Here is a 24,580-nt window from a genome sequence, read left to right as displayed (position 1 = left end):
GAGACATATTGTTGTGAGTACTTACAATGACTTCATCCAATCAGTTAAAGATAACATTCATAAAATACATGAAAACAATAAAACTAGAAGGGAAGTAGAAAATCAATTAGCGATATATGGTATTAATAAAGGGGAACTTCAAAGATACTTTAATGATATTGACACACTTGATGAAATAGATATAAGAGCAATAGCACTAATAGGTGAACAAATATATATAAAATTTGGTATCGAAAGTCTTGACCTTAAAAAAACATTTAATAAAAATGAATTGAACGATATTAGAGTTTTTTATAACACAAAGCAAAATGATTATATAGATTATCCAATTGTGATACATGATGTAACAATGATTGGTCAAGGTAGTTATGTTTTTCCAATTGATTATAAATTCATAGCAAGGCTGTATAATAGTAATAAACTGAATTATAATTTTGAAGTTCAAAGGCAACCGAAATTTGTCAAAAGGAAAGACAGAGTTATCAAAGCCCCTTTTATCAATCAGAATAGTGTCAAAGAAATTACTAAGCACTTATTAAACGGTACGTTAGTTCCTACAAATATTGTGTATAATGCCAGTCTAGGTAGTTCTAATGAGAGTGAAGAATTAATCTACAATAGCAAAGAAAGAACTCTAACAATAACAGACGGAACACGTTTGGATATATTAGATGGTATGCACAGAACGATTTCCTGTTTAAGAGCTTACTCAGTGAATAAAGATTTGGATTTTAATTTTATTGGACTTCTTTTTAATTTCACAACGAAACAGGCTCAGAACTATCAGAGCCAACTAGCAAAAGCTAACCCTATTCCTAAGAGCAGAATACAGGAACTTGAAGCAAGTAGATACGCTGACTTTGTAGTTCAACAATTGCGCATAGATAGTGAATTGAAGGATAGAATAACGTCTAGAGACAGACTAGGAAAAGGCACAAATGAACTAGTGAGCTACGCTGTAATATCCAATGCAATTGACAGTACTTTTGAAATGAAAAATAAACTCGAAGCGCTTGGAAATTATAATTATTTATCAGAGTACTTTACTTACTTATTTGGTTACTTCCAAGAAGATTTAGAACAACTAGACAATGGTAACTTAATGTTTTATAACAAGATGTTCATAGGACACATAAAATTAGCAAAGCGAATGAAAGAACACAACATACCTTTAAGCAACCTCAATCATATTTTGAGTGGTATAGACTTCAATAGGGAAAATAAGATTTTTAAAGACTATGGAATAGTTGTAAACGGTAAGGTAGCTAATAAAATTGAAAAATCCATAATAAAACTATTTGATGATATTGAGCTAAAGGGGAAATAGATAATGACAATTCAAAACAATGTTTTAAAATTTGATAAATTATATAACGGTGAAGAAAAAAAGGCTTTTATTAATCAATATGAATCAGTTGATAGTCAGTTAACAATTTATTGGCAATTCCTAAAAGTAGCACCTTTTGAATTTCAAGCAAATAAAGATATGTCAGAAATGACAGGCGCAGAAATAAAAGAAATGTTATTAAGCGCTGAGTGTTCAACAATAACAAGTGCTATCAATCATATTAATACTTATAAACGATATATTGATTACATGACAACTACAAGCCCATTCTATGAGTTTGAAAGCTATTCAGAGCTTGCAAGTGAGATAGTAGCAAAGGAGAAAAACAAGCGCTACAGCAAAGAGGAATTAATGTTCATGTTAGATGAATTAAATAACTACACTGACCAAGCATTGTTACTAGCTTTATTTGAGGGAATCAAAGGTAAATCATTTAGTGAATTATTAACATTAAAAAGAGAAAATCTTCATGTGATAGAGGAAAAAGGCTTCGAAGACTACTATGTTGCAGATGTATATGACGAAGGAACTAAAGAAATTAGACGAGTAAGAATAAGCGAAGATCTTTATAAATTACTTATTTTGGCAGATAAACAAACAGCATATAGAACAAACAATCAAGATGAAATCATAGAGACCCCTTTTAATGAATATGAATATATTTTTAAGAAAGCAAAAAAAGGAAGACAGGGCGGTAATGTATTAGACAGACATTTCATCACTAGAAAGTTTGTATTCTTTAAAGAGTTCTTTGGTAACATCTATTTAACTGCGGAAGACATTGTTCAAAGTGGTATGATGTATATGGCATATACTTTGTTCAAACAAAGTGGAAAACTAGGAAAAACGGAGCTTTTAACTATTGGAGAGCATTACGATACTATTATGGCAACATCAAATGGAAAAGACTATTATAGAAATATAACCGACTTAAAAAGAAAAATATTTAATGAGCAATTAGGGAAACTATATAGTGAGCTAGAAGGTGTTGAATATTCTGATTGATACATTCTTTTTAGTGGCATTGTGCTTCCACAGTGTCACTAAAACATAGGTATTAAATTATCACTACACCTTAAAAACGACAATTAGTTGTTAATTTCAACATATTTGGTTGTCGGTTGTTAAATGTTTGTATAAGTAATATAATAATATTTAAGAATCGACAAGCGTATATGTGATAAAATGACTACTGCTAGTATAGCTTTTTGACACGGAAGCCCTTGTTTATGTTCTATCAAGATGTTATAATTGACTATGTTGTCAAAAGTAACTAATAGGGCAAGCGTTTCTAGTAATAGTTACATATACCTTCAAAAGAGAAAATAAAACATATCGTTGGGGGAAAAACTAAACAATGGCACATCCTATTAGTATTCGATTAATGATGAAAACACATGCAAGTAAGAAATTTGACGAGTTGATTGAGCAATTTGAATATGCTCAAATGCTTATTTTATTAACTAAAGAGGGAAACTTCCATAGTTATCCAATTGAGAATAGAGAACAAGACGATGACGAGTTCTATGTTGATTTGATTTTTGGAGACATGAAAGCTTTTAAAAAAGAAAAAGAAGTATTTGAAAAATTACAAAGTGTTCATTTTGAAAGTGATAATGGCGAACTATTTGAGTTTAAGTTTCTTGAGTCATTGAGTGTTATTGAAGTAGTAGAACTGTCTGACATCGACACTATCTTATACAATCCAAAAACACTTGAAGCGTTGCTCGATTAAGCTTTACAAAAAAAGTAGCAAAATGACTAATAAACCTTTATAGTAAGTCGATTATTTTATGATTTATGAAAGTGGTTAGTGTTTATAACACTAATCGTGTATCACAGAAAAATTTTATTATAGCCGATACAATCGTTTTGTATACAAGCGGTGCATGGGTACTGGAATAGTACTAAAGAATCATATGATTAAGAGCTTTAAATCAGTTATTTTTGAGTTGGTTGCCATTATGATAAACAAAATATCGATAAACATTTAGACAATCTAAAATTCAATCTAAGTGGTATGTTTCGTACTATGCTTATGTACATTGGTTGCAAATTGAAATTAAACAGCACCTCAAACTGAAGTGAATAAAATATCTTAAAGTAATCCTTATGTAATACCGAACTCATTTCATTTTAAGACGGGGCTTTTTAAAAGTTGGAGTGGAAGTACACCTACATAAGTTGAGGGTGTTGAAATCAAACAAACACACCAATGTAACATCGAGAAAGTTTTTCAGACGTTATTCATATCAATTTCATATTGGCCAAAACATAGTACAAGGTATTGTAACAGATGTGTGTTTATCTTATTTTCTAAAAATACCTTGCACTAACAGAAATGTTGTGTGAGGTATTTTTTGTTTTCACAAAACTCGGTTTAAACTACTCAGAAGTGCTGACTACATTTCTGATAAAATAGCAATTTTACTTGCGAAGGATAGGACAACAAACAAAAAACAACGTAATAAAAAGAAACTAGAAACTGCTATTATCAACGACTTATCTGTAAGCTACACAGTTGAAGTTAAAGGTAATGGCAAAAAAATTGCTTCAAATAGAACATACATTCGGTTTTGTGTATATTAGTAATGATTAGATTCTTAAAATATCCGTTTCAGATCGGAAATATTAGTTTCTATCAATCATATGACCTATAGCAACACAACACAAGCAGTGAGCTAAAAGTCATAAGCTATATAGGTGTTACTAGGGATAGACATGTGAACGCACTACCACGTCTATGCCTAGAACCCTTATATAAGAAAGAAATGAAAGGTAATGGATAAGATGATGTTTTTATATGAAAGTCTTCATAGCTATCAGAAAGACTTGATAGATGAAGAAATTGAAGAATATATTAAAAAAATGATAATAACTAATCGTGGTTTTAATTACACTGAAAGTCAATTTCAATCTTTAATAAATGAAATGGTGATATATGGAAAACAAGTCAACAGCTTTTTAGGAGAAGCAGTCAATTGCTTTAATTTAAAACAACTAGTAGTCAAGTCAAGGGCAATAAAGATAGCCTATGAACTAGAGCAGAGCAATCTAAGAAGTAAAACAAAAAGAGCTCTAGCAAATAAAAGAGAAGAGATTGTAAATCAACTTCAAGAAAGCTCGATATAAGTAATGATATAATATCTTATAAGTATTTATTTAAAGATTTTTATATGAATACTGAAAAAATTTCAGAACCACATATGGAAGATGAAACAGTGTTTGTGTTTTTTGGAGAGCATTGATAGGTATAGCTATAGATGTTCTTTTGGATTATTCAATACCAACAGAAGATGATGTATATAACTAGTTAAAAATATTAAGAAAATCATAAGTGCTATTAATCGTAAATCCACAATGACCAGTTGGGAATTAGACAAGTAGAGGAAGATTGGTTCGAATAAACTATTAAAAATTTCTTGATTTCTCGTTATATAAGAAATATAATGACATGTAATATTCTTATTTGATTTTAAAAAACAACATAATAACATTACGGTGAATTTATAATAATGCGTGACAAGGAAAAAGATGAAGTATGCATGAATAGCAGAGCAGGTTTTTTGACAATGGACCTTGTTAGCTTACGAGTGAACCTGATACAACTTAAATATTAGGCGACCAGTGAATCAAAGTGGGTTGCGGAAGATTGAATACAGTCCTTTAACTAACAAGTGTAAGGAAAGAAAATGATCTTCAGAGAGATGGTTCATTTAAATGTGAATGTAAAGGAGGCGGTAGCTCAAAAAAGTGATACAAGCTTTGTTCCTTTTCTTGAATGACTATACATATAGCTCTCATAACGCTATGACTAGCTCAACTGATTACAAGTCAAACAATACAACCAATACTAGCTTTAAAACTAACGCAAGTTCATAGAAGGGTGGTAGCTAAGTATTACGAGCGTAGAAAGTTGTTCTTTTAGAGCATTCCGTTTTCTTCATTGAGCTACCTGAACTTGAGTATGGCAGCATATATAAAGCTTTAACTATGCCAAAGGAACGTATTGAGGAAATCAAATACGTTTCAGAGAAGCTATAGGTTAAGGTGTATGTTCCAACACTAAATCAAGATGAAATAGTAAAGTAGGTTATTCTAGTTCCTTTCCTTAAATTAGATTACTTGAGCTTTGATACAGCGTTAAGTCCCTATGACGTCATTGTTACTAATATTAATCAAAGAAATTGAATTAAACAACGTTACACCACTCTTAGTATTGGAAGCATTCTCTATGAATAATGAAAGTCTTTCAAAACAAAAGCTAGTTTCAATTATCAGTCAAGACGTTTGGGGATACGCCCAAGTTGACTTCATTAAAAAGATGATTTCAATTATAGATGTATTGACTATCGAAGTGAGTGGAGGTACTTATGAACCTAGCGATTATAAGATAGATATTCTTAACATGCCTACTTATCCTTATAAGTTCTTGATATTTACGAGAATGAAAAGGGTAAAAGTAGGAGTTGAACTATTAAGACTTGTGGCACATTTGCTGTCCTATGGAAATTACATAAGTAGTGATCGAACACCTGAGGAAGTAGAAATTGTTTCTAGATTGTAACACCAACATACAACACACCAATTCCCATTCAACTTAGATAATAGCTCATACGTTAAAAAACCTTTTCTTAGTAGCGGAGGCTCAAGTGTTGGGATTATTAGAGAACATGGAACAGTGAATATGATTATGTTTATCAAAATTTATTGAGCCACCTAAAGGATAGGTAATTATTAATGGATTCCAAGAAAAGAGCTATATCATTGGCTCTTTTATCTGTAATGACAAGGATGTCGGTCTTTCATGTAGATAAGGTGGGGAGATTACCGAATGGGATTCTCAATAGCTAGCAATTGTTCATTTAGAGGAAAAATGAAAGAGGCAATATGATAATTACAGCATGGGTATTATTAATATTCTTTTGAGCATTTGGTTTTTGGACTACTGCTCAATACTACTTTGGTAAAAGGACTTTAGGTTATCGAGCTCGTTTAGGACGAACCTAACTTTATCAGAAACTTGTGGTGGCTACTCAAATGAATCAATGCAGATGTTAACTTGTGTAATCACTAGAATGGAAGAGACTAAAATTAAAACAGTAATCAAAGAGTTTGATAGTCATTCTTTATAAGAATCACAGTCGTTGCAGAAGTAAAAGGTGGTACTTTCACTAAAAGAGATATTCATTAAAGGTGGGCTTTTCCTACCCTTTTAATTAATAGATGATTAGGGGCTATTCAACATGACAATAATTACACTACAACACACACAAGATACATATGAGTCTTTACAATTATTCCGATCCATAGAAGAAATGAATAAAGCCGTAATGGCGCATAAACGCTTAAATAAGGAGCAATTAACTAAATCAACATATGCTGTCCTAGACTTCATTTCACAGTGGTCTTGCAAGTATGTAGGGGTGAGCTACCTTTGTCAGAAAAGAATCGCGGAGAGCCTAGAAATAAGCTATAAAACGGTTCAAAGATCTATTTCTAAATTAGTAGAATTGAACGTTGTGAAGAAGTTTAAAACAAAACGAGCTACAGGTGACAAGCGACAAAGCAGTAATATCATTGTAATTCAACCAGCTAAAGAAAATGTCCAACCCAAATGTCCACCCGAAGATACTCTTATCAATACTCAAAATATTAATAAAACAAATGATACAGAAAAAGAGGGTCTTTCTTTAAAAGAAGCTGATAAGGAATCTTTAATTAAAAAAGGATTAGTAAAGAAATTACCTGAAACATTACAACGTGTATTAGCCCCTTTCTTTGACGCAGATGAAATTTATAAATTAGCAGGAACTATTTATAAAGCTAAATCTAAGGTTGATAAAGCTATTCAAATTGAAGATTATTCAAATGAATACTACCAATGTATTCTAAGTGTTATAAATGCCTATAAACGAGGTAAAGCCGATTCATTACATGGTCTGTTGTTCCATGCTATTAAGGCTACAACAAAGACTATATGGCTTAAACAACGTGCTACAGGTGGTATTTGGTCTTCATTTTTAAGTTGATTTAAAAGTAATATAATAACAACAGAGATGAATATTTGACTTGGTGATGATTGTTGTTCTAACCATGAAAAAAGATATGTTTATAGTATTGTCTCCTAAAACGAGTAGACAATTTATTTGAACTTGAATAATCTAGAAATTTAAAATTTTAGACATTTCATTTGGTAAAACCATAAAATAATATATAATGACAAATGTATTTTTCGTATCTATGATATGAACTATAAAGGTATCACTTGAGAAGTAGTAAAAGAACTATTGGAGTTTTAGAACGCCACTATCAAGCAATATTGCAGGTTGGCGATAACGTTAAAGAGTGTTTTACAGTGTCAAAATTACTAGATAAGCATATTGAAACTGTCTGAACACATCTTGAGTCATATGAAATCATGTATGACATAGTAATTAGCATAAGAGAGGTTTGCTCAAAAGTTATGAAGTCAGAGGAACTTGTAACGATCGAAGGGAAATGAAGGTCTTAAATGACACATTTTGGAATTGATTGGAGAAAAGGAATTTGACTAAAGAAAGTATCAGGTTCGTGGGCATTGACCCATCAACTAAAACAGGTTTTGTTATTCTTGATTCTAACGGTGAGGTAGTTGTAGAAGAAGAAATTCGAGCAACAGCTACAAAAGACCCTGCTAGAATGATTGGAATAGCAAAACAAATTAAATCGTACTTGCAACCAAATGACAAAGTTGTTATTGAAGGTTTCGCTTACGGTGCTAAGGGTAAAGCAGTAGACTTCCAATATGGACTAGGTTGGTTAATCAGAGCTATGCTTTTTACTGAAAAGTTCGGTTATTCTGACGCTACACCAAGTCAGGTGAAGAAGTTTGCCAGCAACAAAGGGAACGCAAAGAAGGAAGATTTAGTGCTACCACTGTATAAGAAGTGGGGTTATGAACACCACTCAGATAATGTGCGTGACGCATACATTATGGCTCGTATGGCGTACAACATGTATAATCACGCTGGATTGCAGAAATACGAGCAAGAGGTACTGAGTAAAATGATAAAGCCAAAATAATAATAAATTGTAAAAAATAATAATTTATAAAAGGGTTATTAAAATCACTTTACAAAAATAACATAATAATATAATGTGAAATTATATATTGGTGGCTTGTTAGTTACTTAACAAAAAGCATAATAAGATTTGAAAGGTAGGGATTGTAAAATGGCAGAACAATTATTACGAGAAGCATTAAATAAAATTGAGATAGTTGGTTTCGCTCAAGAATCAACACTCGAAAAGAAAGAGTTCAAAGACAACATAGGTAAACCTTACACATGTATAAGCGGTGACATTACTGTTAAAATCAGTGAGGAAGAAACTCAGGTTGTGTCTTACTTCGCAAAAGAGCTTACACAAAAAGGCGAAGTAAATAAAAACTACAAAGCCTTAACTACTATCATGAATGAACTAGTTACTGTTGCTGACGTTGCTCAAGGAGTATCAGAAGGTGAGCCTTCCCGTATTGAATGTCAAGGTAAATTAACTCTAAATGAGTACAAAGGCAATGATGGAGAAGTTAAATCATTCCCTAAAATTAGTGGTCAATACGCACCTATTCGCTACAAAGGCGAAGCAAAAGATTTCAATCCAAAAGCTAAGTTTGATATTGAGGGAATCGTGAAATCACTTAAAGCAGAAACAGATAAAGATGAAAATGAAACAGGTCGATTAAAAATTCAGCTTTACGTTCCTTTGTATGGTGGGAAAACAATTCCATTAACATTTGTAACAGGTGAAACATTGCCACAAGGCGGTAAAGACTACTTAACTGACAACTTCCAATCTCGTGCTTCTGTGCGTATTTACGGTGATTTAGTTAACAAGTCTAAAAAAATCGAACGTGTAATTGAATCAGGTTTCGGTGAAAACAAAACTGACGTAACTTATGAGCGTACTCGTGAGTTTATCGCAACAGGCGGTACATTATACGAGGAAGGTGTTCACAAAGAAGTATTCGACATTTCACTTCTTAAAGAAGCATTAGCTAATCGTGAGCGTCATTTATCAGCACTAAAAGAGAAAGAAAAAACTGATGATAAACCAAAACCAACAGCAGGTTTTGGTAATGGTTCTCAACAAACAAATGCTAAAACAAATGAAAAACAAGATGATGGTTTAGATGATTTATTTGGTGAAGATTAATTCTTCTAAGTAATGAAATAATATCGTAGATTTCGATAATTAAAAAGAAGGTTGACAATCACCACTTTCTTTTCTGAATAGGCGGTTGTCAACCTTCTTCTATTGAATAAATTTTAACAGAAAATGGAGAGTTAAACAATGACAATCGACTTATTAGCTATTCAACCACATCAAATTTCTCGTGATCTTCGTGAAAAAATCGTAGTAATCTACGGTGAGCCAAAGGTTGGTAAAACAACTATAGCTTCACAATTTCCCAAAGCTTTATTACTAGCGTTTGAAAAAGGCTATAACGCTCTTGCGGGTGTTATGGCACAAAACGTTACTAAGTGGGCTGACTTCAAGAAGGTATTACGACAACTTGAAAACGCTCAAGTTAAAGAAAAATTTGAAACTATTATTGTAGATACAGCAGACTTATCTTATGCTTCATGCGAGAAGTTCATTCTTCAACGTGAAGGCGTAGATAAAATCGGTGATATTCCTTACGGTGGGGGCTATAAATTAGTTCGTGACGAGTTCGATACAGTGTTACGGTCAATCCCAATGATGGGTTATGGTCTTGTAATGATTTCACATGCTCAAGTACAAACGATTACAGCAGAAGATGGAGCAGAGTATTCAAAAACAGTACCGACATTAACAAAACAGCCTCGTGGTATCGTGCTGTCAATGGCTGACATTATCGGTTACGCTAAGTCAATCGAACGTGAAGGTGAATCTAAAACAGCATTATTCTTACGTGGTACACAACAATTTGAAGCGGGTTCACGTTTTAAACATACACCACCTGTTATCAAATTTGAATATGAAGCCCTAGTGAAAGCAATCGCTGACGCTATTGAAAAAGAAGAAGTTGAAAAAGGTCAAACAACAGTAGTTGAAAAAGGAGTTAACTTATACGCTGAGGAAGAACTACTATCGTTTGAAGATTTAAAAACTGAAATCAAAGACCTTACAGCTAAATTAGTTGAAAAACAAGGTGCTAACGTTGCGAAAAAAACAATGAACAACCTTGTGGAACTACACTTAGGAAAAAGTCGAACTCTAAAAGATGTGACAGAATCGCAAATAGAACAACTGTCTTTAATTGCTTATGATTTAAAACAAATGTTGTAAAAATAGCGTAATGATATGTGAGTGGGGAGTGTTAGAGATAGCGCTCTCTATTGTCGCTTGTAAAGGGTGGTAAGTTGTGGCAAGAGCATTACCAAAGTGCAAAATTTGTAAAGAAGAAATCAACAAGAATGATGTATCTAGTTTTATTAAAAAGAGTAGTGGTTATTTCCATGTTGACTGTGAATCAGAAAAGGGAGATAAGGAAAAGAAGACATGTAGTTTCTGTAATGGAGAGTTCGAAAGCGAAAAGGATATTGTGAAGCGTGGTAGCTTAACAGTCCATCAAAGTTGCTTAGAGCAATATCATCAATCTAGTGAGAAGGTTGAAGTGAAGGTTAGGGTGAGAACCTGTCCTAAGTGTAAAGAGAAGGTCAATCCCCTTGACGTAGACGCTCTTGATACTGACACAGCAACTTATCACAAAGCTTGCTATGAGAGCATACAAAGACAAAAGAAAAACCGAGAGGAACTACTTGATTACATTGCATTGAAATACAATGTTGAGTTTCCAACCGGCTTTATGTTAAAGCAAATAACTGATTATCACAATAAACGAGGTTACTCATACAAAGCAATGCTAGTGACCTTAAAGTATATGTTTGATGTTGAAAAAGTTCCTACTAAGGAGGGTGTAGGATTAGGTCTTATACCTTTCTATTTCGAGAAAGCCAAAAGCTATCACCAAAAACTAAGAAAAGCAGGAAACTCAGCTAACAACGTTACTATAAACAACAAGACAGTGAAAATCAAAGCTGTTGCCCCTGTTAAGGCAAATAGAGTAAGTCGCTATGATTTAAGCAGCATGTAAGGAGAATGGGAAATGAGTAATAAAACACTCTTAGCTCTACAAGATAAATTTGCTTATATTCCAATATTCGCTAGACTTCTGAATGAACCTGATGAAGTGTTGAGTTTATCTAGTGGATATAAGCTAACACCGAATGATTTCCCTGAGAGATTTCATAAGATTTTATTCACAACAATAAATGAGCTTTATCATGAAGGTGTCTCAAAGATTGGTAAGTTTGAGATTAACGCCTATTTACTAAAAGGATTTACTAACCAACACCGAATATATAAGGACAATGGCGGTGATGAATATGTTGACAGAGTGATGGAACTAAATGAGCCTGATAACTTCGATTATCACTATAACAGAGTTAAAAAGTTTTCATTGCTTAGACACTATACTGAGGTTGGTATTGATATTTCAGACATTTATGATGTTGATGTTTTTGAGCTTAAAGATGAAGAAGAACAGTCAGAACGCTTCAATAAATTGACTATAGTTGACATAGTGAAACACATTGACAGCAAAATCATTGATATTAAGTCTGAATTTTTGATTGAAAAAGAAGGTGTCGGTAGTCACTTATCTGAGAACATTCGAGATATTTTCTTCAAGAAAACACTAGCTCTAAGTTATGGCGCTAACTTAACAAGTGGCTATCTTAACACAGCTTCTCGTGGCGCACGATTGCGAAAGCTTTACTGTATTTCAGGTAACTCAGGCTCGGGTAAAACTCGTTCGCTATTAGCCCACATCTTAAATATGTGTGTAACTGATATTTATACTGATGGTAAGTGGGTTAAAACCAACAACAAAGGGCGTGGATTATTTATCTCAACGGAGTTAGAGGAAGAAGAAATTAAGATTCCTGCGGTATGTTTCATTGCTGATGTTGAAGAAGAGAAGGTTCATAACAATGACCTAACGGACGATGAAATTAAGCGTTTAAAACACGCTTTTAAAGTTTTAGAACAAACACCTGTATGGTTCGAAGAATTATTTGACTTTGATGATGATGATATTGAACATGAAATCGAGAAACATGTAAACAAAAATGGTGTACAATATATTGGTTTTGACTATATGCATTCAACATTAAAGATGTTTGATAGCCTAGCAAAACAAGGCGCACGTAACCTTCAAGAGCACCAAGTATTGCGTATCATGTCAATACGTTTAAAGAACATCTGTAATCGCTACAATGTTTGGATTGGTACATCTACTCAGCTTAATGACACATGGAAACAAGGTGCATTAGATCAATCGGCATTAGAAGGCTCTAAATCTATAGTCAACAAACTGGACTTAGGGGCAATTCAAATTCCACTTACAACTCAAGATGAGGCGTTGTTTGATGAAATTAAAAAGACCGCTAACTTAGGTTTCCATTTGCAACCTACTCACACAATCAACATCTATAAAAATCGTGGTAACAAGTGGAAGTTAATTCGCATTTGGGTACATTTCAATTTAGGTACTCTACGAATGACCGACTTATTTGTAACTAACTATAAAGGTGAAGTTATCTCTGATATTACACCAACTATGGTTGAACAGTTCCTAGAAGTTGATGAAAATGAAGAAACAGTTGTTTTCAACATCTATGCAGAAGATAAAGAAGAAATCATGGCTATCATAAAAGAAGCTAATAGCTATCAAGATGAAGGTAGCATTGGAGATTTATTTGGGGGCTAGGTGATTGAAATGTATGACAAAGATAAGTTGAAAAGTGAGCTAACAATTGAAGATATTAAGACAATTCTGACAGAGTTAGGGGTTCAACACATTGAATCACACCTAGAAAAAGGTCACATTATAACTAACACCATTTGTCATAACATTTCAGATGGAAAGATGAAGTTATACTACTACATAGATGATATGATTTTTCGTTGTTATACAGATTGCGGTAGTAATTTTGATGTATTTGACCTAGTGATTAAAAGCTATGCTTTAAAAGGCGTGGAAATTAATCTGATAGGTGCTATTAATTGGATTCTAAGAACTCTTGGAAAGACAAATGATTACACAACTAGACCAGAGGGTTTTGGGCATTCCTATGTTAGTAGACGAGAAGAATTAGATTGGCTTGATAGCTTAATAGTTAAGAAGCCTGTCAATATTGAAATGAAAGTGCATAGAGAATACACTTTGAAATTGTTTTCTAGAAAGCCTCACCCATTGTTCTTATTTGACAATATCAGTGAGGAAACAATGAAAAAATATGAGATTATGTACTATGAGAAATCAAATAGAATTGTCATTCCTCACAGAAGACATGACACAGGTGAGTTGATTGGACTTAAATCTAGGTCATTAAACTTCGAGGACATTGATAATGGATATAAATACATTCCACTAAAGATACAGAATGTACAGTATTCTTACCCAACTTTCCAAAACCTCTATGGATTGTATCAAAACAAAAACTTCATTAAAAAGATTCGAAAAGTAGTTATTTTTGAATCTGAGAAGTCAGTAATGCAGTTTGAAACCTACTTTCCTAATCAGAACTTTAGTGTAGCTCTATGTGGTAGTAATATTAGTAAACAACAGGTGGAAATGCTAATTAACTTAGGCGTACAGGAAGTTATTATTGCGCTAGATAAAGAGTTCACAGTTCTCAACACAAAAGAGGCTAACATATATGAAGAAAAACTACAGCGACTTTGCTCAATGTTTAGTAGCTACGCTAAGGTAAGTATGATATGGGACAGGTGGAATCTGCTAGATTTAAAGGATTCACCTTCTGATAAAGGTAGAGAGGTTTTTGTTGAGTTATTCAAAATGAGAAGAACTATTAACACAAAGCAATGAATAACGCAATGGAAGAGCAATTAAAATATTAGAAGAATCAGTAGAAATTGCGATGTAGATTGCTTACTTAGATGAAGATACAAAAATCAATTTTGGCTTAACACCTGAAAAAGAAAAGAAGCAAAGGAAAATACCGAAAATATTGAATTTGCAATGTTATTTCTAGGTGCATAAAACTTTAAATTTAGGAAAATAAGAAACGGCAAAGATTATTTAAAAGTAATATAATGATATTATCGGAGAGTGAATTTGTTGTACAGGTTAATTAGCACATCCAATATTGTCACGGATGATTTCCTGGAAGTGATTCTAGTGAATCGTGGCATTACAGACAAAGAGCGGTTCTTAGAACCAAAAGCAAGTGATGAAATTCACTACTCAAACTTACACAACATAAAGGAAGCTGTAGCGCTGTTCAAAGAGATTGAGAACAGAGGGCGAGTAGAAGTGAGAAAGATAAGAGTTGCATTAATTATTGATAGTGATATTGATGGAAACACAAGTTCAGCTATTCTCGCTTCATATATCGAGAATCTATTCCCTCATATTGAACTTATCTTCTTATTCCATGAAGGTAAACAACATGGTATTACAGAGGATAAAGTGAAAGAGATTGTAGAGTTGAATAAGGAAACAGCTCTTGACTTATTAATCGTAGCTGACGCAGGAACAAGCGATTATAGACAACAGTATCTCATTAGTGAAAAACATGAAATACCTATCCTAATCCTTGACCACCACGAAGCTGAGAATGGTGAATCAGAGTTTGCTCTGGTAGTCAACAACCAACTATCAGATAACTATCCTAACAAGGCCTTATCAGGTGTAGGGATCGTATACAAGTTTTTACAGGCGCTTGACGATGAATATGGCTACATGGAAGCGGAGGAGTATTTAGACCTTGTAGCGCTTGGCAATATCGCTGACAGCATGGACTTAACAAGTCCTGAGACACGCTACTTAGTGTATGAAGGACTAAAAGATATACGCAATGGGTTCTTAAAGGAAATCATCTTAAAACAGATTGGTGACTTTAAGCGTGTATATCCCCACACCTTGGCTTTCGGTGTTATCCCTAAAATGAACGGTATTATCCGAGTAGGGAAACCGGAGGAAAAGATTGACTTATTCAATGCTTTTAGAGGGTTTGAGCAAGCTACAGTGAATCCTCGCTCTAAGAAAAGTGAGACACTTCCACAAAAGGTAACTCGACAATGTGTCAACGCTCATAAGCGTCAGAAGACAATGCGTGAAAAATGGGTTGTCAAAATCAGGGAGCAGATTGTAGAAAAGAATCTTCACGAAAATGCGTTTCTTTTGATTGAGCTAGAGGAATCATTTGACCGAGACTTAAGTGGCTACCTTGCTGGAGCGTTAGCAGGAGAGTATAGAAAGCCTGTTCTAATGTTAGTGTGGGATAGCAAGATAGAGCGCTTCTCAGGCTCTCTACGTGGTTATGATGGCACTATGAAGAACACTAAGGACTTTCTAGAGGGATTGAATTTGTTTGATTATCTAGGTGGACACCAAAATGCTTGCGGATTCAAGATTTCAAGAGATTCATTATTCAGTTTGAATGGTGCCATTAATAGCGCTTTAGAGGAACAGAATCTAACAGGTCATCAGAAGATTGATGTTGATTTCTATTTAGAAGATGGTCAATTAACTACTGAGCTAGTTAATAAAGTTTTTGAATATGAGTACCTGTGGGGCAAGGGAGCAAGGAAGCCATTGTTTGCAATTGATATTGAAGTAGACACTAACAGGATTAAAAAGTCTTCAAGCTCAAACATGATTGAGTGGTATCACAACAATATCAAATTTTTACAATTCACATGCGATAGACGCTTACTTGACCTGATGGAAGACGGTCATATCGTTAACCTAACAATCGTTGGAAGCTTAAGTGTGAACTATTTCTTGGGAAAAAGCACACCACAGTTCATAATTGAAGATATAGCAATAGGTGAAAAAACAGAATTAACACCAATTGAAGAAGTCAAAGTAGATGATTTATTTAATTGGTAAAAATAACAAAATTGAATGTTTTATTATTGTGATGATGGCGATTTTATTAATATTTAGTAGAGGAAAATCTAGATGAAAAGGAGAGTAGCAATTATTAAAAAACACAATGAATTTTTTAATAATAATGAAAGCTATTGCCTTGTAGGTGAAGACAGGGCTATTTAGTTTACAATGTTGGCGACCTTGTTTCTTGATGCTTTTAGCTTAGGAATCATAGATTGAAAACGAGTCTTTCGTGATGGGTTGGTAAGCTGCTGATCTAATAGGCTTTATCAATTTTAAAGTCCCAATAGGTGAGTAATCAAATGAGATTTTGGAAGAAAAAGAAGAAAGCAAAACACGCAAAGAAGAAAGAGAAAGGTGACATACTTGATTAGTTCTCAGATAGTGTAGACTATTATTGTTGCTTGTTTGAAATCTTTAAAAAGAGTAGGAAAAACTACTCTTTTTTTATTTACAAAAATAACAATATTATATATGATTTTGATTATTGGAACTATGTTTATTTAAAGAGGAAAAATAAGAATGAAAAACAAGAGTAAATACGACTTACAAAATGTTTGGTCAAAAAAATAAATTGAATTTATTACGAAAAAAAATTTCCTGTGAGTCAGTAGTATAGAGTAAATGCAAAAGAAATGAATAGTGATGAAATGCCTGTTAGAAAACAAATTGCTTTATTAATGAGTGAATTAGCGGCAAAGGGGAGATGGAAATGACAAATAAAATACATAAAAATGAGAATAAGCATTGGACTGATTCTCATTTAAATTATATTGAAACCAATTATGGTGTAAAAGACATTGAAGAAATGTCGAAATATTTAGGTAGGAGTGTTGAGGCTATTAAATGTTCCGCAACTAAACTTTGAGCAAGTCAAGACCCTAAACTTGCTCAAAGATTAATGACAACAAAAGAGCTTGCGAACTACGGACTACCTGCTAAAAAGTTTAAGAAACATGGAACTTCATACAATGACTATAGTTTTGGTGTTGAACAAGATAAGTTTTGGGATTGGCTCGAAAAACATAGAGAAAAAGTAAGTTTAGACCCTAATAAATTTGAGCGAAATGAAATATTGCCTGAGCCTGTTTGGTTGCAAGAGGTCATGGTAAATGGTGTTGCCTATGCCAGAAGAAAATGGTCGAAAAAGTTAGAAAAAACTGTTTGGGACATGTAGTACTTCAATCAAAAAAACATCACTGAAATATCAAAAGAGGTCGGAGTGACTTTCGGGAGTGTGCGAAGAAAGCTTGAGCGTGTGCAAAAACAAAAGAAGCTAAACAGAAGAATGTAAAAAATGATATAATAATATATGGATTAGCAATAGGTTAATTCCTAAGGATATTTTTATTGATTGGAGAAGATGATATGTGCAAAACTTGTGAACTACACAAAGGAGACGTTTGGATATGCACATGCGAAGGTGAATGTACTTGTCGTATCGAGCTTCACGCACATACAGACGTTAGTAATATACGATTATTAGATAGTATCAACTCTGTTAAGGAGCTGATACAGACAGCGTGGGATATTGGTCTTAAAGGTTTAGCTATCACTGACCACGAAGCCCTTTCAGCACACGTAAAAGCCATTCAGACGGTTCGTGAGCTAAAGGAAAAGGGTAAGATAGGGAAAGACTTTAAATTGATTCTAGGCAATGAGATATACCTTGTAAATAGCTTAGAAGAAGTTAGAGATAATTATCAATCAGGTGTAACTAAATTCCCTCACTATCTCCTTTTAGCTAAGAACAAAGAAGGTCATGAAGCTCTCCGTATTTTATCCTCAAAAGCATGGGAGAACTCATTTTACACAGGTACTATGGAGCGAGTACCAACAGTCAAAAAAGACCTTGAAGCGATTGTAAAGCAGTTCCCTAATACACTGATTGCTACAACTGCTTGCTTAGGCTCTGAAAGCTCTTACTATATCCTAGAAGCTGATAAGGCTCGTTTAGAAGGGGATGTACAAAAGAAACAATATAATATAAAAAAATTAATGTATTTTATTGAGTGGAACATTGAGCTACATGGTAAAGATAACTTTTATCTTGAACTACAACCAAGTGCTGATTATGAGCAATCAACAGTAAACAAAGTGCTTATCAAGTTAGCACGAAAATATGGTTTAAAACTAATTATCACCAATGACGCTCACTATCTACGACCTGAGGACATGCCTATTCATGGAGCATACCTAAACTCAAAACAAGATGAACGTGAGACTGATTCATTCTATGCTCATACTTACTTGCACAAGGCTAGTGAGATTTATGCGAAAATGAGCTATTTAGATAAAGGTGTTGTCAAAGAAGCTTTGAAAAATACAATGGCTATAGGAAAAATGATTTGTGACTACACAATTGAGGGTGACACTATCATTCCTGTAGCTAAGTTACCTGAGTTTGAGGTGGCTCACCTATTTAAAGGTGGCTATAAGAAATATGGCTACATTGAAAAAATGGCACACTCTGATAATGAACAAGATAGATACTTGCTTCATTTAATCGAGAAGGGCTTCAAAGAGAAAATTCCTTATCGTGAAATGTCAAAAGAAGCATTTCATGAAGTAATGGCTCGAATAAACATAGAGCTAGAAGAACTTTGGGAAATGTCGATTATCCTAAATCAATCAATGGCTAGTTATTATGTTACAGTCGCTAAAATCATTGAGCTAATTTGGGGTGATGATTGCGGTGAAGCTTCACGAGAAGAAGGTTCAATTGTGGGTGCAGGGCGAGGTTCTGCTGTAGCTTTTTTAATCAACTATTTAACTGATGTTACTCAAGTAAACCCAATGCTTTATGGTATTGAAGTTCCCCATTGGCGACACTTACACAAGTCTAAGCCTGATATTTCCGCGTTGGATATTGATATTGATGTAACTTCAACTAAAAAAGGCTTCCTCTTTGACCGAATGAGAGATTTCTTTGGTAAGAAACAAGTTATCCAAGTATGTACTTTCGGTACTGAGAAAGCAAAATCTGCGGTTCAAACAGCCTGTCGTGGTTTAAGTATTGATAGAGATGTAGGTTTATATATTGCTTCACTTATTCCTGTAGAACGTGGCGATATGTGGCCACTGAAAGATTGTCTTTATGGAAATGAAGAAAAAGGTAGGAAACCTATCAAACAACTTATTGATGAAATCGACATGTATCCAAGACTACGTGAAACAGCTTTAAAGATTGAGGGATTAATCAACAAGCGCTCAATCCATGCAGGCGGTGTACTTGTTCTTAATGAAGAATACACCAAGATAAATGCAATGATGAAAGCACCGAATGGAACACCTATCACACAGTTTAACTTAAATGATAGTCAGGCATGTGGAGCTATCAAGTTCGATATTCTTACAATTGAGGGTAACGATAAGATTCAAGAGTGTATGGAACTTCTATTAAAATATGGTGAGATTGAGTGGCAAGGGACACTTCGAAAAACATTCCATAAATACTTCCATCCTGAAATCATTGACAAGAGTAACCCTGAGTTATTTAAGATGATTGGTGAAGATAAGATTGTTGACTTATTCCAGTTTTCAACACAATTAGGCCAGGCTGTTATCAAGAAAGCTCAACCTAGAAGCCTTATTGAGCTTGTATCATTGAACTCTATCATGCGACTTATGTCAGAGGGTGAAGAACAACCAATTGATACATTCATTCGATACAAGAATGATATTAACCTTTGGTATGAAGAAATGCGCCAACATGGTTTAACTAAAAAAGAAGTCGCTATTTTTGAGAAGTACCTAAAAGCTTTAAACGGTGTAGCTGATACACAAGAAGCTGTAATGCTTATGGCTATGGATGAAAACATAGCAGGATTCACCGTTAAAGAAGCTAACTACCTTCGTAAAGGTATAGCCAAGAAAAAGGCAGATGTACAGGAAGAAGTAAAACAAAAGCTATTCTTATGGGGGAGAGAACGAGGAACCCGTGATGAAGTAATAGATTATTTATGGTTACAGATTTCACGAATGTTAGGTTACGCTTTCTCGATTCCTCACACTTTAGCGTATACTCTTATAGCTATGGTTGAAGCGAATCTATCATACAATTACAATCCTCTGTATTGGCAAACAGCATGCCTAACGGTTAACTCGGGCTCTTTGGAGGTAGAAGAAGACGCGAAACAGAAGTCAACCAACTATGGCAAAGTAGCAGAAGCCATAGGAAAGATGAAAGGTCGTGGTATTAATATATCACAACCACTCATCAATCGAGCTGAGTTCGGCTTTGTACCTGATATTGCAAATGACCGTATTATCTTCTCGATTAAAGGTATTGTAGGAATTGGAGATGAAGTAGCTCATACAATTCTTGCTAATCGCCCTTTCGCTTCGTTTGAAGACTTCTATGAGCGTATGTATGTTGAGAAGCGAATACAGAAAAAGCACGTTATCCAGCTCATTAAAGCAGGTGCATTTAACGAGTTTGGTCAACCAAGATATATTATGAGAGATTTCTTATTAAAAGAAATCGGCATAAAAGAGAGCCTGAATATGCAGAACATGAAGTCTATCATTGATTTAGGATTGTTAGATAATCCTGATTTGCATATCTATAAAGAGCTATTCAACTTTAAAGAGTATATCTCAAAGAGTGTTGTTCGAGTGGAAAAAGCATCAAACAAATGCAGTAAGACAGGGTTTTCTAAAGATAAGATTCTAGGGCTAGATGAAATTGCAAAGCAATTTTATGAGAAAACGTTTGACGGTAGTTCTGTTCGCGGATATAATTATGTTACTCTTGAAATATCGGAGAAACAATTCACTAAAGAGTATAATGAAAAGATAAAGCCTTTCAAAGAGCTAATAACTACGAAAGAGTTCATCAAACTTTATAATGAAGCCATGTTTAAGAGAGAGTGGTACAAAACAGCTAAAGGCTCAGTATCTAAATGGGAAATGGATTCTATCTCATATTATCAGAATGATCATGAGTTAATCAATGTGAACATGGAGAAATACAACATTGTTAACTTCTTTGAACTTAATGAAAAACCTGTAGTAGTAGGATATTCGCATTTCAAAGATAACAACATTCCTAAGCAGAAGGTCTTTACTATTGTTGGTACTGTACTTGACAGAAACAAAACAAGACATACAATTACTGTATTAACACCTCATGGTGTAGTTACTGTGAAAACATATGCAGGAGCTTTTGCTCACTATGATAAACAGATTTCACGCAAAAAAGGCGAGAAAAAAGAAGTGATTGAGAAGTCGTGGTTCACTCGCGGTAATCTAGTGTTGCTCAATGGTTTCCGCAGAGAAGAACAATTTGTATTGAAAACTTACAAAGTCAAAGGTGAAGAAGTTCAACACACTGTAAACCTAATACTAGGTGTTGAGAAAAATGGTGACTTAATTCTTCAAGATGAAAGAGCAAGAGCTTACTAGGCTCATATTCTTACTACAGGAAGGAAGGAAGTTATATTCTATAAATGAAATTCAAGACATATGTCTATGTTTCAAATGTGACAAAGTAAGATTTCGTAGAATTTAGCGACAAGTTTAATGAAAAACACTAAGGTATCAAAAGTAATGTTATCAACTCTAGTGACAGGAGGGTTAGTTTTTATTTCATTAGTTTTTAATGTAACAGGCTATGAAGTAGAAGCACCGAATATAACAAAAGGAGAAACACAAATTGAGCTACCTTCAAGTGCTTTAGTTCCAACGTTTAAATCACCTGAACAGTCAGCAAAAGAAATCAAAGCTGAGGGCGAAAAACTCCAATATGAACGAGAAGAAAGAGTACGAATCGAGCATGAAAAAGCAAGATTAGCAGAAGAAGCTCGTTTAGCAAAGATTGAAGCAGAACGCAAAGCCAAAGAAGAAGCAGAGCGTAAAGCACGTGAGGAAGCTGAATGCAAGCGTCAAGCAATGCTACAGCGACGAAGAGAAATAGCGAGGCAAAAGCAAATAGCATACCAAAAGCAACAAACAAATGCGCAACCTCAAAAACAAGCGCTAGCAACAAATGGTGTAGCGTTCAATGGTAGCTACTACACACCATATTGTAACGGTTGCTCAGGTGTTACAGCAACAGGCTATGATGTTCGTAGTTCGATTTATGTTGATGGTATGCGAGTAATTGCTGTAGATCCCCGTGTTATCCCTTTGTACTCTATTGTTGAGGTTTCAGCACCTAACGAGAAATTTAGGGCAATTGCTTTGGACACTGGTGGAGCAATCAAAGGTCACAAGGTTGATATTCTTGTAGCTGACAAACAAACAGCTTATAACTTAGGTAGACATACTGTTTACGTTAAAGTGATAAGAAACGGCAAATAGTTTCTTCAAAACTTTAAAAAGTAATATAATAATATAAAACTGGGTATGGAGTTATGGTTGCGGTTTTCCTCTATACCCATTTTTGTTTAAGGAGAAACACTATGGTGAATAAAGAGAAACTTATTTAATAAATAATTGATGAACTGACTAGCGTGGATTATAAGGGCTATCCATTGGGTGTAAATGGATTCACTGACGAAGTACGAACCAGGCTTGAAACAACTAAAATAAATAATGTTGAAGTACAGTATTTCCGAGATTCACAATATGCTGACGGTGAACCATCTGTAATCGTTCCCTCAATTCAAAGGGGGTTCGCCATGATGAAACTGAGCTTAGCTACTACTGAACTATAAAAATATTAGGGAGAAGCATTTACTTTATAAAAGTAACATGATAATATGTTTATAACTTATAGTGGTTAATGTAAACTCATTTGTACAGATGAGAATTCTCGTTCAATCAATATAAAAGTAATATAATGATATATAAGTGAAGTGAGAGATATGGTAGATGAAACAATTGAAGAAAACGAAATGCAACAATGGGAATCACTTAATCCAATAAGTTCAATGCAAGAAATTTTAGGTTTAATGCAAACTTTAGAACAAAACTTTTTCTTAGCCAAAAAAATGGAGGAAGGCTTAAATAATCGACAAGCGATTTATTACATGCACTTGAACTTGACCTAGATAGAAAAGAAATTAATGCTGTTTACAGGGCGAAACGCGAAATACGATTTAAGCGCAGAGATATAAAAGACATACTGATTAATTTAGTAGAAGCTCAAAACTTTATCAAAGCAAATTACAAATTTATTAATGAGTGTAATGAAGCCATAAAAAAAATGCAACGCACATCTCAGAAGGTTTCTAATCGCAAGTACTCTTATGCAATTGTGAAGCATTAGCAAAGGTCATTGATTTGGAAAATCACCCTGATATTATTCCTTTTATCCCACAAGAAGAAAGACAAAGTACAGAATTAATGTCACAAGTTGAAAAGTTCAGTCAAAGATGGGGTAAACAAAAGTGATAGACATTATTTTTGGGAGGAGGTGAAACCTATGAAACGTAATAGATTCAGAGTTTCACGCTTAATAAAAAGGATGAAAAATAATGTGATGACATAAGCTGAAGGTGATGCATCTACCTCAATATGTTATGAATAAATTACACAATGGAGAACAAGAGATTGTTATTCCAATTTGTAGGCAACTGCATGATAAATGTCTAGTTGATTATCTAAAAGAGTATCATAACAAGTTTAACTATTGGTAACTGGGAATAAAGGGAAAGATAATGACAGAAATAATTGAACAAAAGAAGTATAAGGGTAAACTCAAGGAAGAATACGCATTGAAGATATGTACGAAGGTGTAGCACTTGCGCTTTATGTAGCAGGTTATCAATTGTTCTTCATGGGAGCTGTTGACATGAGTTATGTCGATAATTGAAATGTTCCAATCAGGTGCTACTAAAGTATTGGAAATATAAGGAGTTTGAGGCTTTGTTAAAATTTGTTGCAACTCATATAGCATGGGCTATCTTAATAACCATAACAGCAATATCAGTAATATTGGGAGAGTACAAATAGGGTTGGTTAGGAGCATAAGAAATGACTAGAACAACAGCTAGACAAAAAGTACTTGAAGCACTACAAAACACACCAAGCGGTTTAACAAACAATGAATTGATTAAAATATCACCTAGTTTTAGAGCAAGGTTATCAGAGCTTTATGAGGAAGGTCATATTATTGAAAAAACACCACTACAAAATGGGGTGAATCTGTACCGATACAAAGGCTTTGAGAAAAAAAAGCTAAAAGATGCTTATAGTTCTTTGGTTCATGTTCTTTACGAAAATGGTCACAAAGATGTTGTGGAAAAGCTATCTACAATTTTAGGAGAAGCTAATGTAGTCCTTCACAGAAAAACACTGAAATAAGTTATTAAATCAATAAGAATCACAGTTAA

19 protein-coding genes and 1 pseudogene are annotated in these 24,580 nt (G+C 34.0%); all 20 read left to right on the top strand.

Features of this window, described 5'->3' with window-relative positions; translation table 11 throughout:
* The first annotated feature begins 13 nt into the window (after positions 1-13).
* The 20 genes and pseudogenes from AC3WSK_RS19465 (at position 14) to AC3WSK_RS19370 (ending at position 24,551) form a co-directional block, all read left to right on the top strand.
* Positions 14-1,327: a ParB N-terminal domain-containing protein gene (locus AC3WSK_RS19465; protein WP_079561217.1), complete on the top strand. Its 1,314-nt coding sequence runs from the start codon at positions 14-16 to the stop codon at positions 1,325-1,327.
* 3 nt (positions 1,328-1,330) lie between these two features.
* On the top strand, positions 1,331-2,353 hold the full coding sequence (locus AC3WSK_RS19460; protein ID WP_079561218.1) for a phage lytic cycle repressor MrpR family protein: 1,023 nt from the start codon (positions 1,331-1,333) through the stop codon (positions 2,351-2,353).
* Between the two features lie 352 nt (positions 2,354-2,705).
* On the top strand, positions 2,706-3,083 hold the full coding sequence (locus AC3WSK_RS19455; RefSeq protein ID WP_492535092.1) for a hypothetical protein: 378 nt from the start codon (positions 2,706-2,708) through the stop codon (positions 3,081-3,083).
* A 1,046-nt stretch (positions 3,084-4,129) separates the two neighbouring features.
* The gene (locus AC3WSK_RS19450; protein WP_492535090.1) at positions 4,130-4,480 is read left to right on the top strand and encodes a hypothetical protein; all 351 of its coding nucleotides are present in this window, start codon (positions 4,130-4,132) and stop codon (positions 4,478-4,480) included.
* 1,102 nt (positions 4,481-5,582) lie between these two features.
* Entirely contained in the window at positions 5,583-5,915 is a 333-nt protein-coding gene (locus AC3WSK_RS19445) for a hypothetical protein (RefSeq protein ID WP_079561221.1), read from the top strand.
* Between the two features lie 454 nt (positions 5,916-6,369).
* Positions 6,370-6,483: pseudogene (locus tag AC3WSK_RS19440) on the top strand (DUF2179 domain-containing protein); the annotation flags it as partial.
* A gap of 111 nt (positions 6,484-6,594) precedes the next feature.
* Entirely contained in the window at positions 6,595-7,380 is a 786-nt protein-coding gene (locus AC3WSK_RS19435) for a helix-turn-helix domain-containing protein (protein ID WP_079561223.1), read from the top strand.
* Between the two features lie 517 nt (positions 7,381-7,897).
* Positions 7,898-8,413, top strand: a complete 516-nt coding sequence (locus tag AC3WSK_RS19430; protein ID WP_240518255.1) for a crossover junction endodeoxyribonuclease RuvC — start codon at positions 7,898-7,900, stop codon at positions 8,411-8,413.
* Positions 8,414-8,563: 150 nt separating this feature from the next.
* Positions 8,564-9,544 (top strand): hypothetical protein, encoded by a 981-nt coding sequence (locus AC3WSK_RS19425; RefSeq protein ID WP_079561224.1) that lies wholly within the window; start codon positions 8,564-8,566, stop codon positions 9,542-9,544.
* Between the two features lie 138 nt (positions 9,545-9,682).
* Positions 9,683-10,663, top strand: coding sequence for an ATP-binding protein (locus AC3WSK_RS19420; RefSeq protein WP_079561225.1), 981 nt, complete (start codon positions 9,683-9,685; stop codon positions 10,661-10,663).
* A gap of 76 nt (positions 10,664-10,739) precedes the next feature.
* The gene (locus AC3WSK_RS19415) at positions 10,740-11,471 is read left to right on the top strand and encodes an RING finger protein (protein ID WP_079561226.1); all 732 of its coding nucleotides are present in this window, start codon (positions 10,740-10,742) and stop codon (positions 11,469-11,471) included.
* Between the two features lie 12 nt (positions 11,472-11,483).
* Positions 11,484-13,148, top strand: a complete 1,665-nt coding sequence (locus AC3WSK_RS19410) for a DnaB-like helicase C-terminal domain-containing protein (protein ID WP_427482217.1) — start codon at positions 11,484-11,486, stop codon at positions 13,146-13,148.
* Complete coding sequence (locus AC3WSK_RS19405) at positions 13,149-14,270, top strand: hypothetical protein (protein WP_079561228.1); 1,122 nt, start codon at positions 13,149-13,151, stop codon at positions 14,268-14,270.
* A gap of 249 nt (positions 14,271-14,519) precedes the next feature.
* Complete coding sequence (locus AC3WSK_RS19400) at positions 14,520-16,298, top strand: DHH family phosphoesterase (RefSeq protein WP_492414651.1); 1,779 nt, start codon at positions 14,520-14,522, stop codon at positions 16,296-16,298.
* A gap of 715 nt (positions 16,299-17,013) precedes the next feature.
* Positions 17,014-17,169 (top strand): hypothetical protein, encoded by a 156-nt coding sequence (locus AC3WSK_RS19395; RefSeq protein WP_427482223.1) that lies wholly within the window; start codon positions 17,014-17,016, stop codon positions 17,167-17,169.
* A gap of 33 nt (positions 17,170-17,202) precedes the next feature.
* On the top strand, positions 17,203-17,478 hold the full coding sequence (locus AC3WSK_RS19390; protein WP_427482225.1) for a hypothetical protein: 276 nt from the start codon (positions 17,203-17,205) through the stop codon (positions 17,476-17,478).
* Positions 17,479-17,669: 191 nt separating this feature from the next.
* Positions 17,670-21,707, top strand: coding sequence for a PHP domain-containing protein (locus AC3WSK_RS19385; RefSeq protein ID WP_492414650.1), 4,038 nt, complete (start codon positions 17,670-17,672; stop codon positions 21,705-21,707).
* A gap of 117 nt (positions 21,708-21,824) precedes the next feature.
* Positions 21,825-22,604, top strand: a complete 780-nt coding sequence (locus AC3WSK_RS19380) for a 3D domain-containing protein (protein ID WP_492414649.1) — start codon at positions 21,825-21,827, stop codon at positions 22,602-22,604.
* Positions 22,605-23,110: 506 nt separating this feature from the next.
* On the top strand, positions 23,111-23,296 hold the full coding sequence (locus AC3WSK_RS19375) for a hypothetical protein (protein ID WP_427482231.1): 186 nt from the start codon (positions 23,111-23,113) through the stop codon (positions 23,294-23,296).
* Positions 23,297-24,221: 925 nt separating this feature from the next.
* The gene (locus AC3WSK_RS19370) at positions 24,222-24,551 is read left to right on the top strand and encodes a hypothetical protein (RefSeq protein ID WP_079561235.1); all 330 of its coding nucleotides are present in this window, start codon (positions 24,222-24,224) and stop codon (positions 24,549-24,551) included.
* Positions 24,552-24,580: the final 29 nt, after the last annotated feature.

Source organism: Lysinibacillus sp. EB271-A1-10B (assembly GCF_058791335.1).
This window is presented reverse-complemented; position numbering and strand designations above follow the sequence as displayed.

Coding starts and splice junctions, on each gene's coding strand:
- AC3WSK_RS19460 (WP_079561218.1), top strand. CDS start 1,331: ATGACAATTCAAAACAATGTTTTAAAATTTGATAAATTATATAACGGT.
- AC3WSK_RS19455 (WP_492535092.1), top strand. CDS start 2,706: ATGGCACATCCTATTAGTATTCGATTAATGATGAAAACACATGCAAGT.
- AC3WSK_RS19450 (WP_492535090.1), top strand. CDS start 4,130: ATGGATAAGATGATGTTTTTATATGAAAGTCTTCATAGCTATCAGAAA.
- AC3WSK_RS19445 (WP_079561221.1), top strand. CDS start 5,583: ATGAATAATGAAAGTCTTTCAAAACAAAAGCTAGTTTCAATTATCAGT.
- AC3WSK_RS19435 (WP_079561223.1), top strand. CDS start 6,595: ATGACAATAATTACACTACAACACACACAAGATACATATGAGTCTTTA.
- AC3WSK_RS19425 (WP_079561224.1), top strand. CDS start 8,564: ATGGCAGAACAATTATTACGAGAAGCATTAAATAAAATTGAGATAGTT.
- AC3WSK_RS19420 (WP_079561225.1), top strand. CDS start 9,683: ATGACAATCGACTTATTAGCTATTCAACCACATCAAATTTCTCGTGAT.
- AC3WSK_RS19410 (WP_427482217.1), top strand. CDS start 11,484: ATGAGTAATAAAACACTCTTAGCTCTACAAGATAAATTTGCTTATATT.
- AC3WSK_RS19395 (WP_427482223.1), top strand. CDS start 17,014: ATGACAAATAAAATACATAAAAATGAGAATAAGCATTGGACTGATTCT.
- AC3WSK_RS19390 (WP_427482225.1), top strand. CDS start 17,203: ATGACAACAAAAGAGCTTGCGAACTACGGACTACCTGCTAAAAAGTTT.
- AC3WSK_RS19385 (WP_492414650.1), top strand. CDS start 17,670: ATGTGCAAAACTTGTGAACTACACAAAGGAGACGTTTGGATATGCACA.
- AC3WSK_RS19380 (WP_492414649.1), top strand. CDS start 21,825: ATGAAAAACACTAAGGTATCAAAAGTAATGTTATCAACTCTAGTGACA.
- AC3WSK_RS19375 (WP_427482231.1), top strand. CDS start 23,111: ATGGTAGATGAAACAATTGAAGAAAACGAAATGCAACAATGGGAATCA.
- AC3WSK_RS19370 (WP_079561235.1), top strand. CDS start 24,222: ATGACTAGAACAACAGCTAGACAAAAAGTACTTGAAGCACTACAAAAC.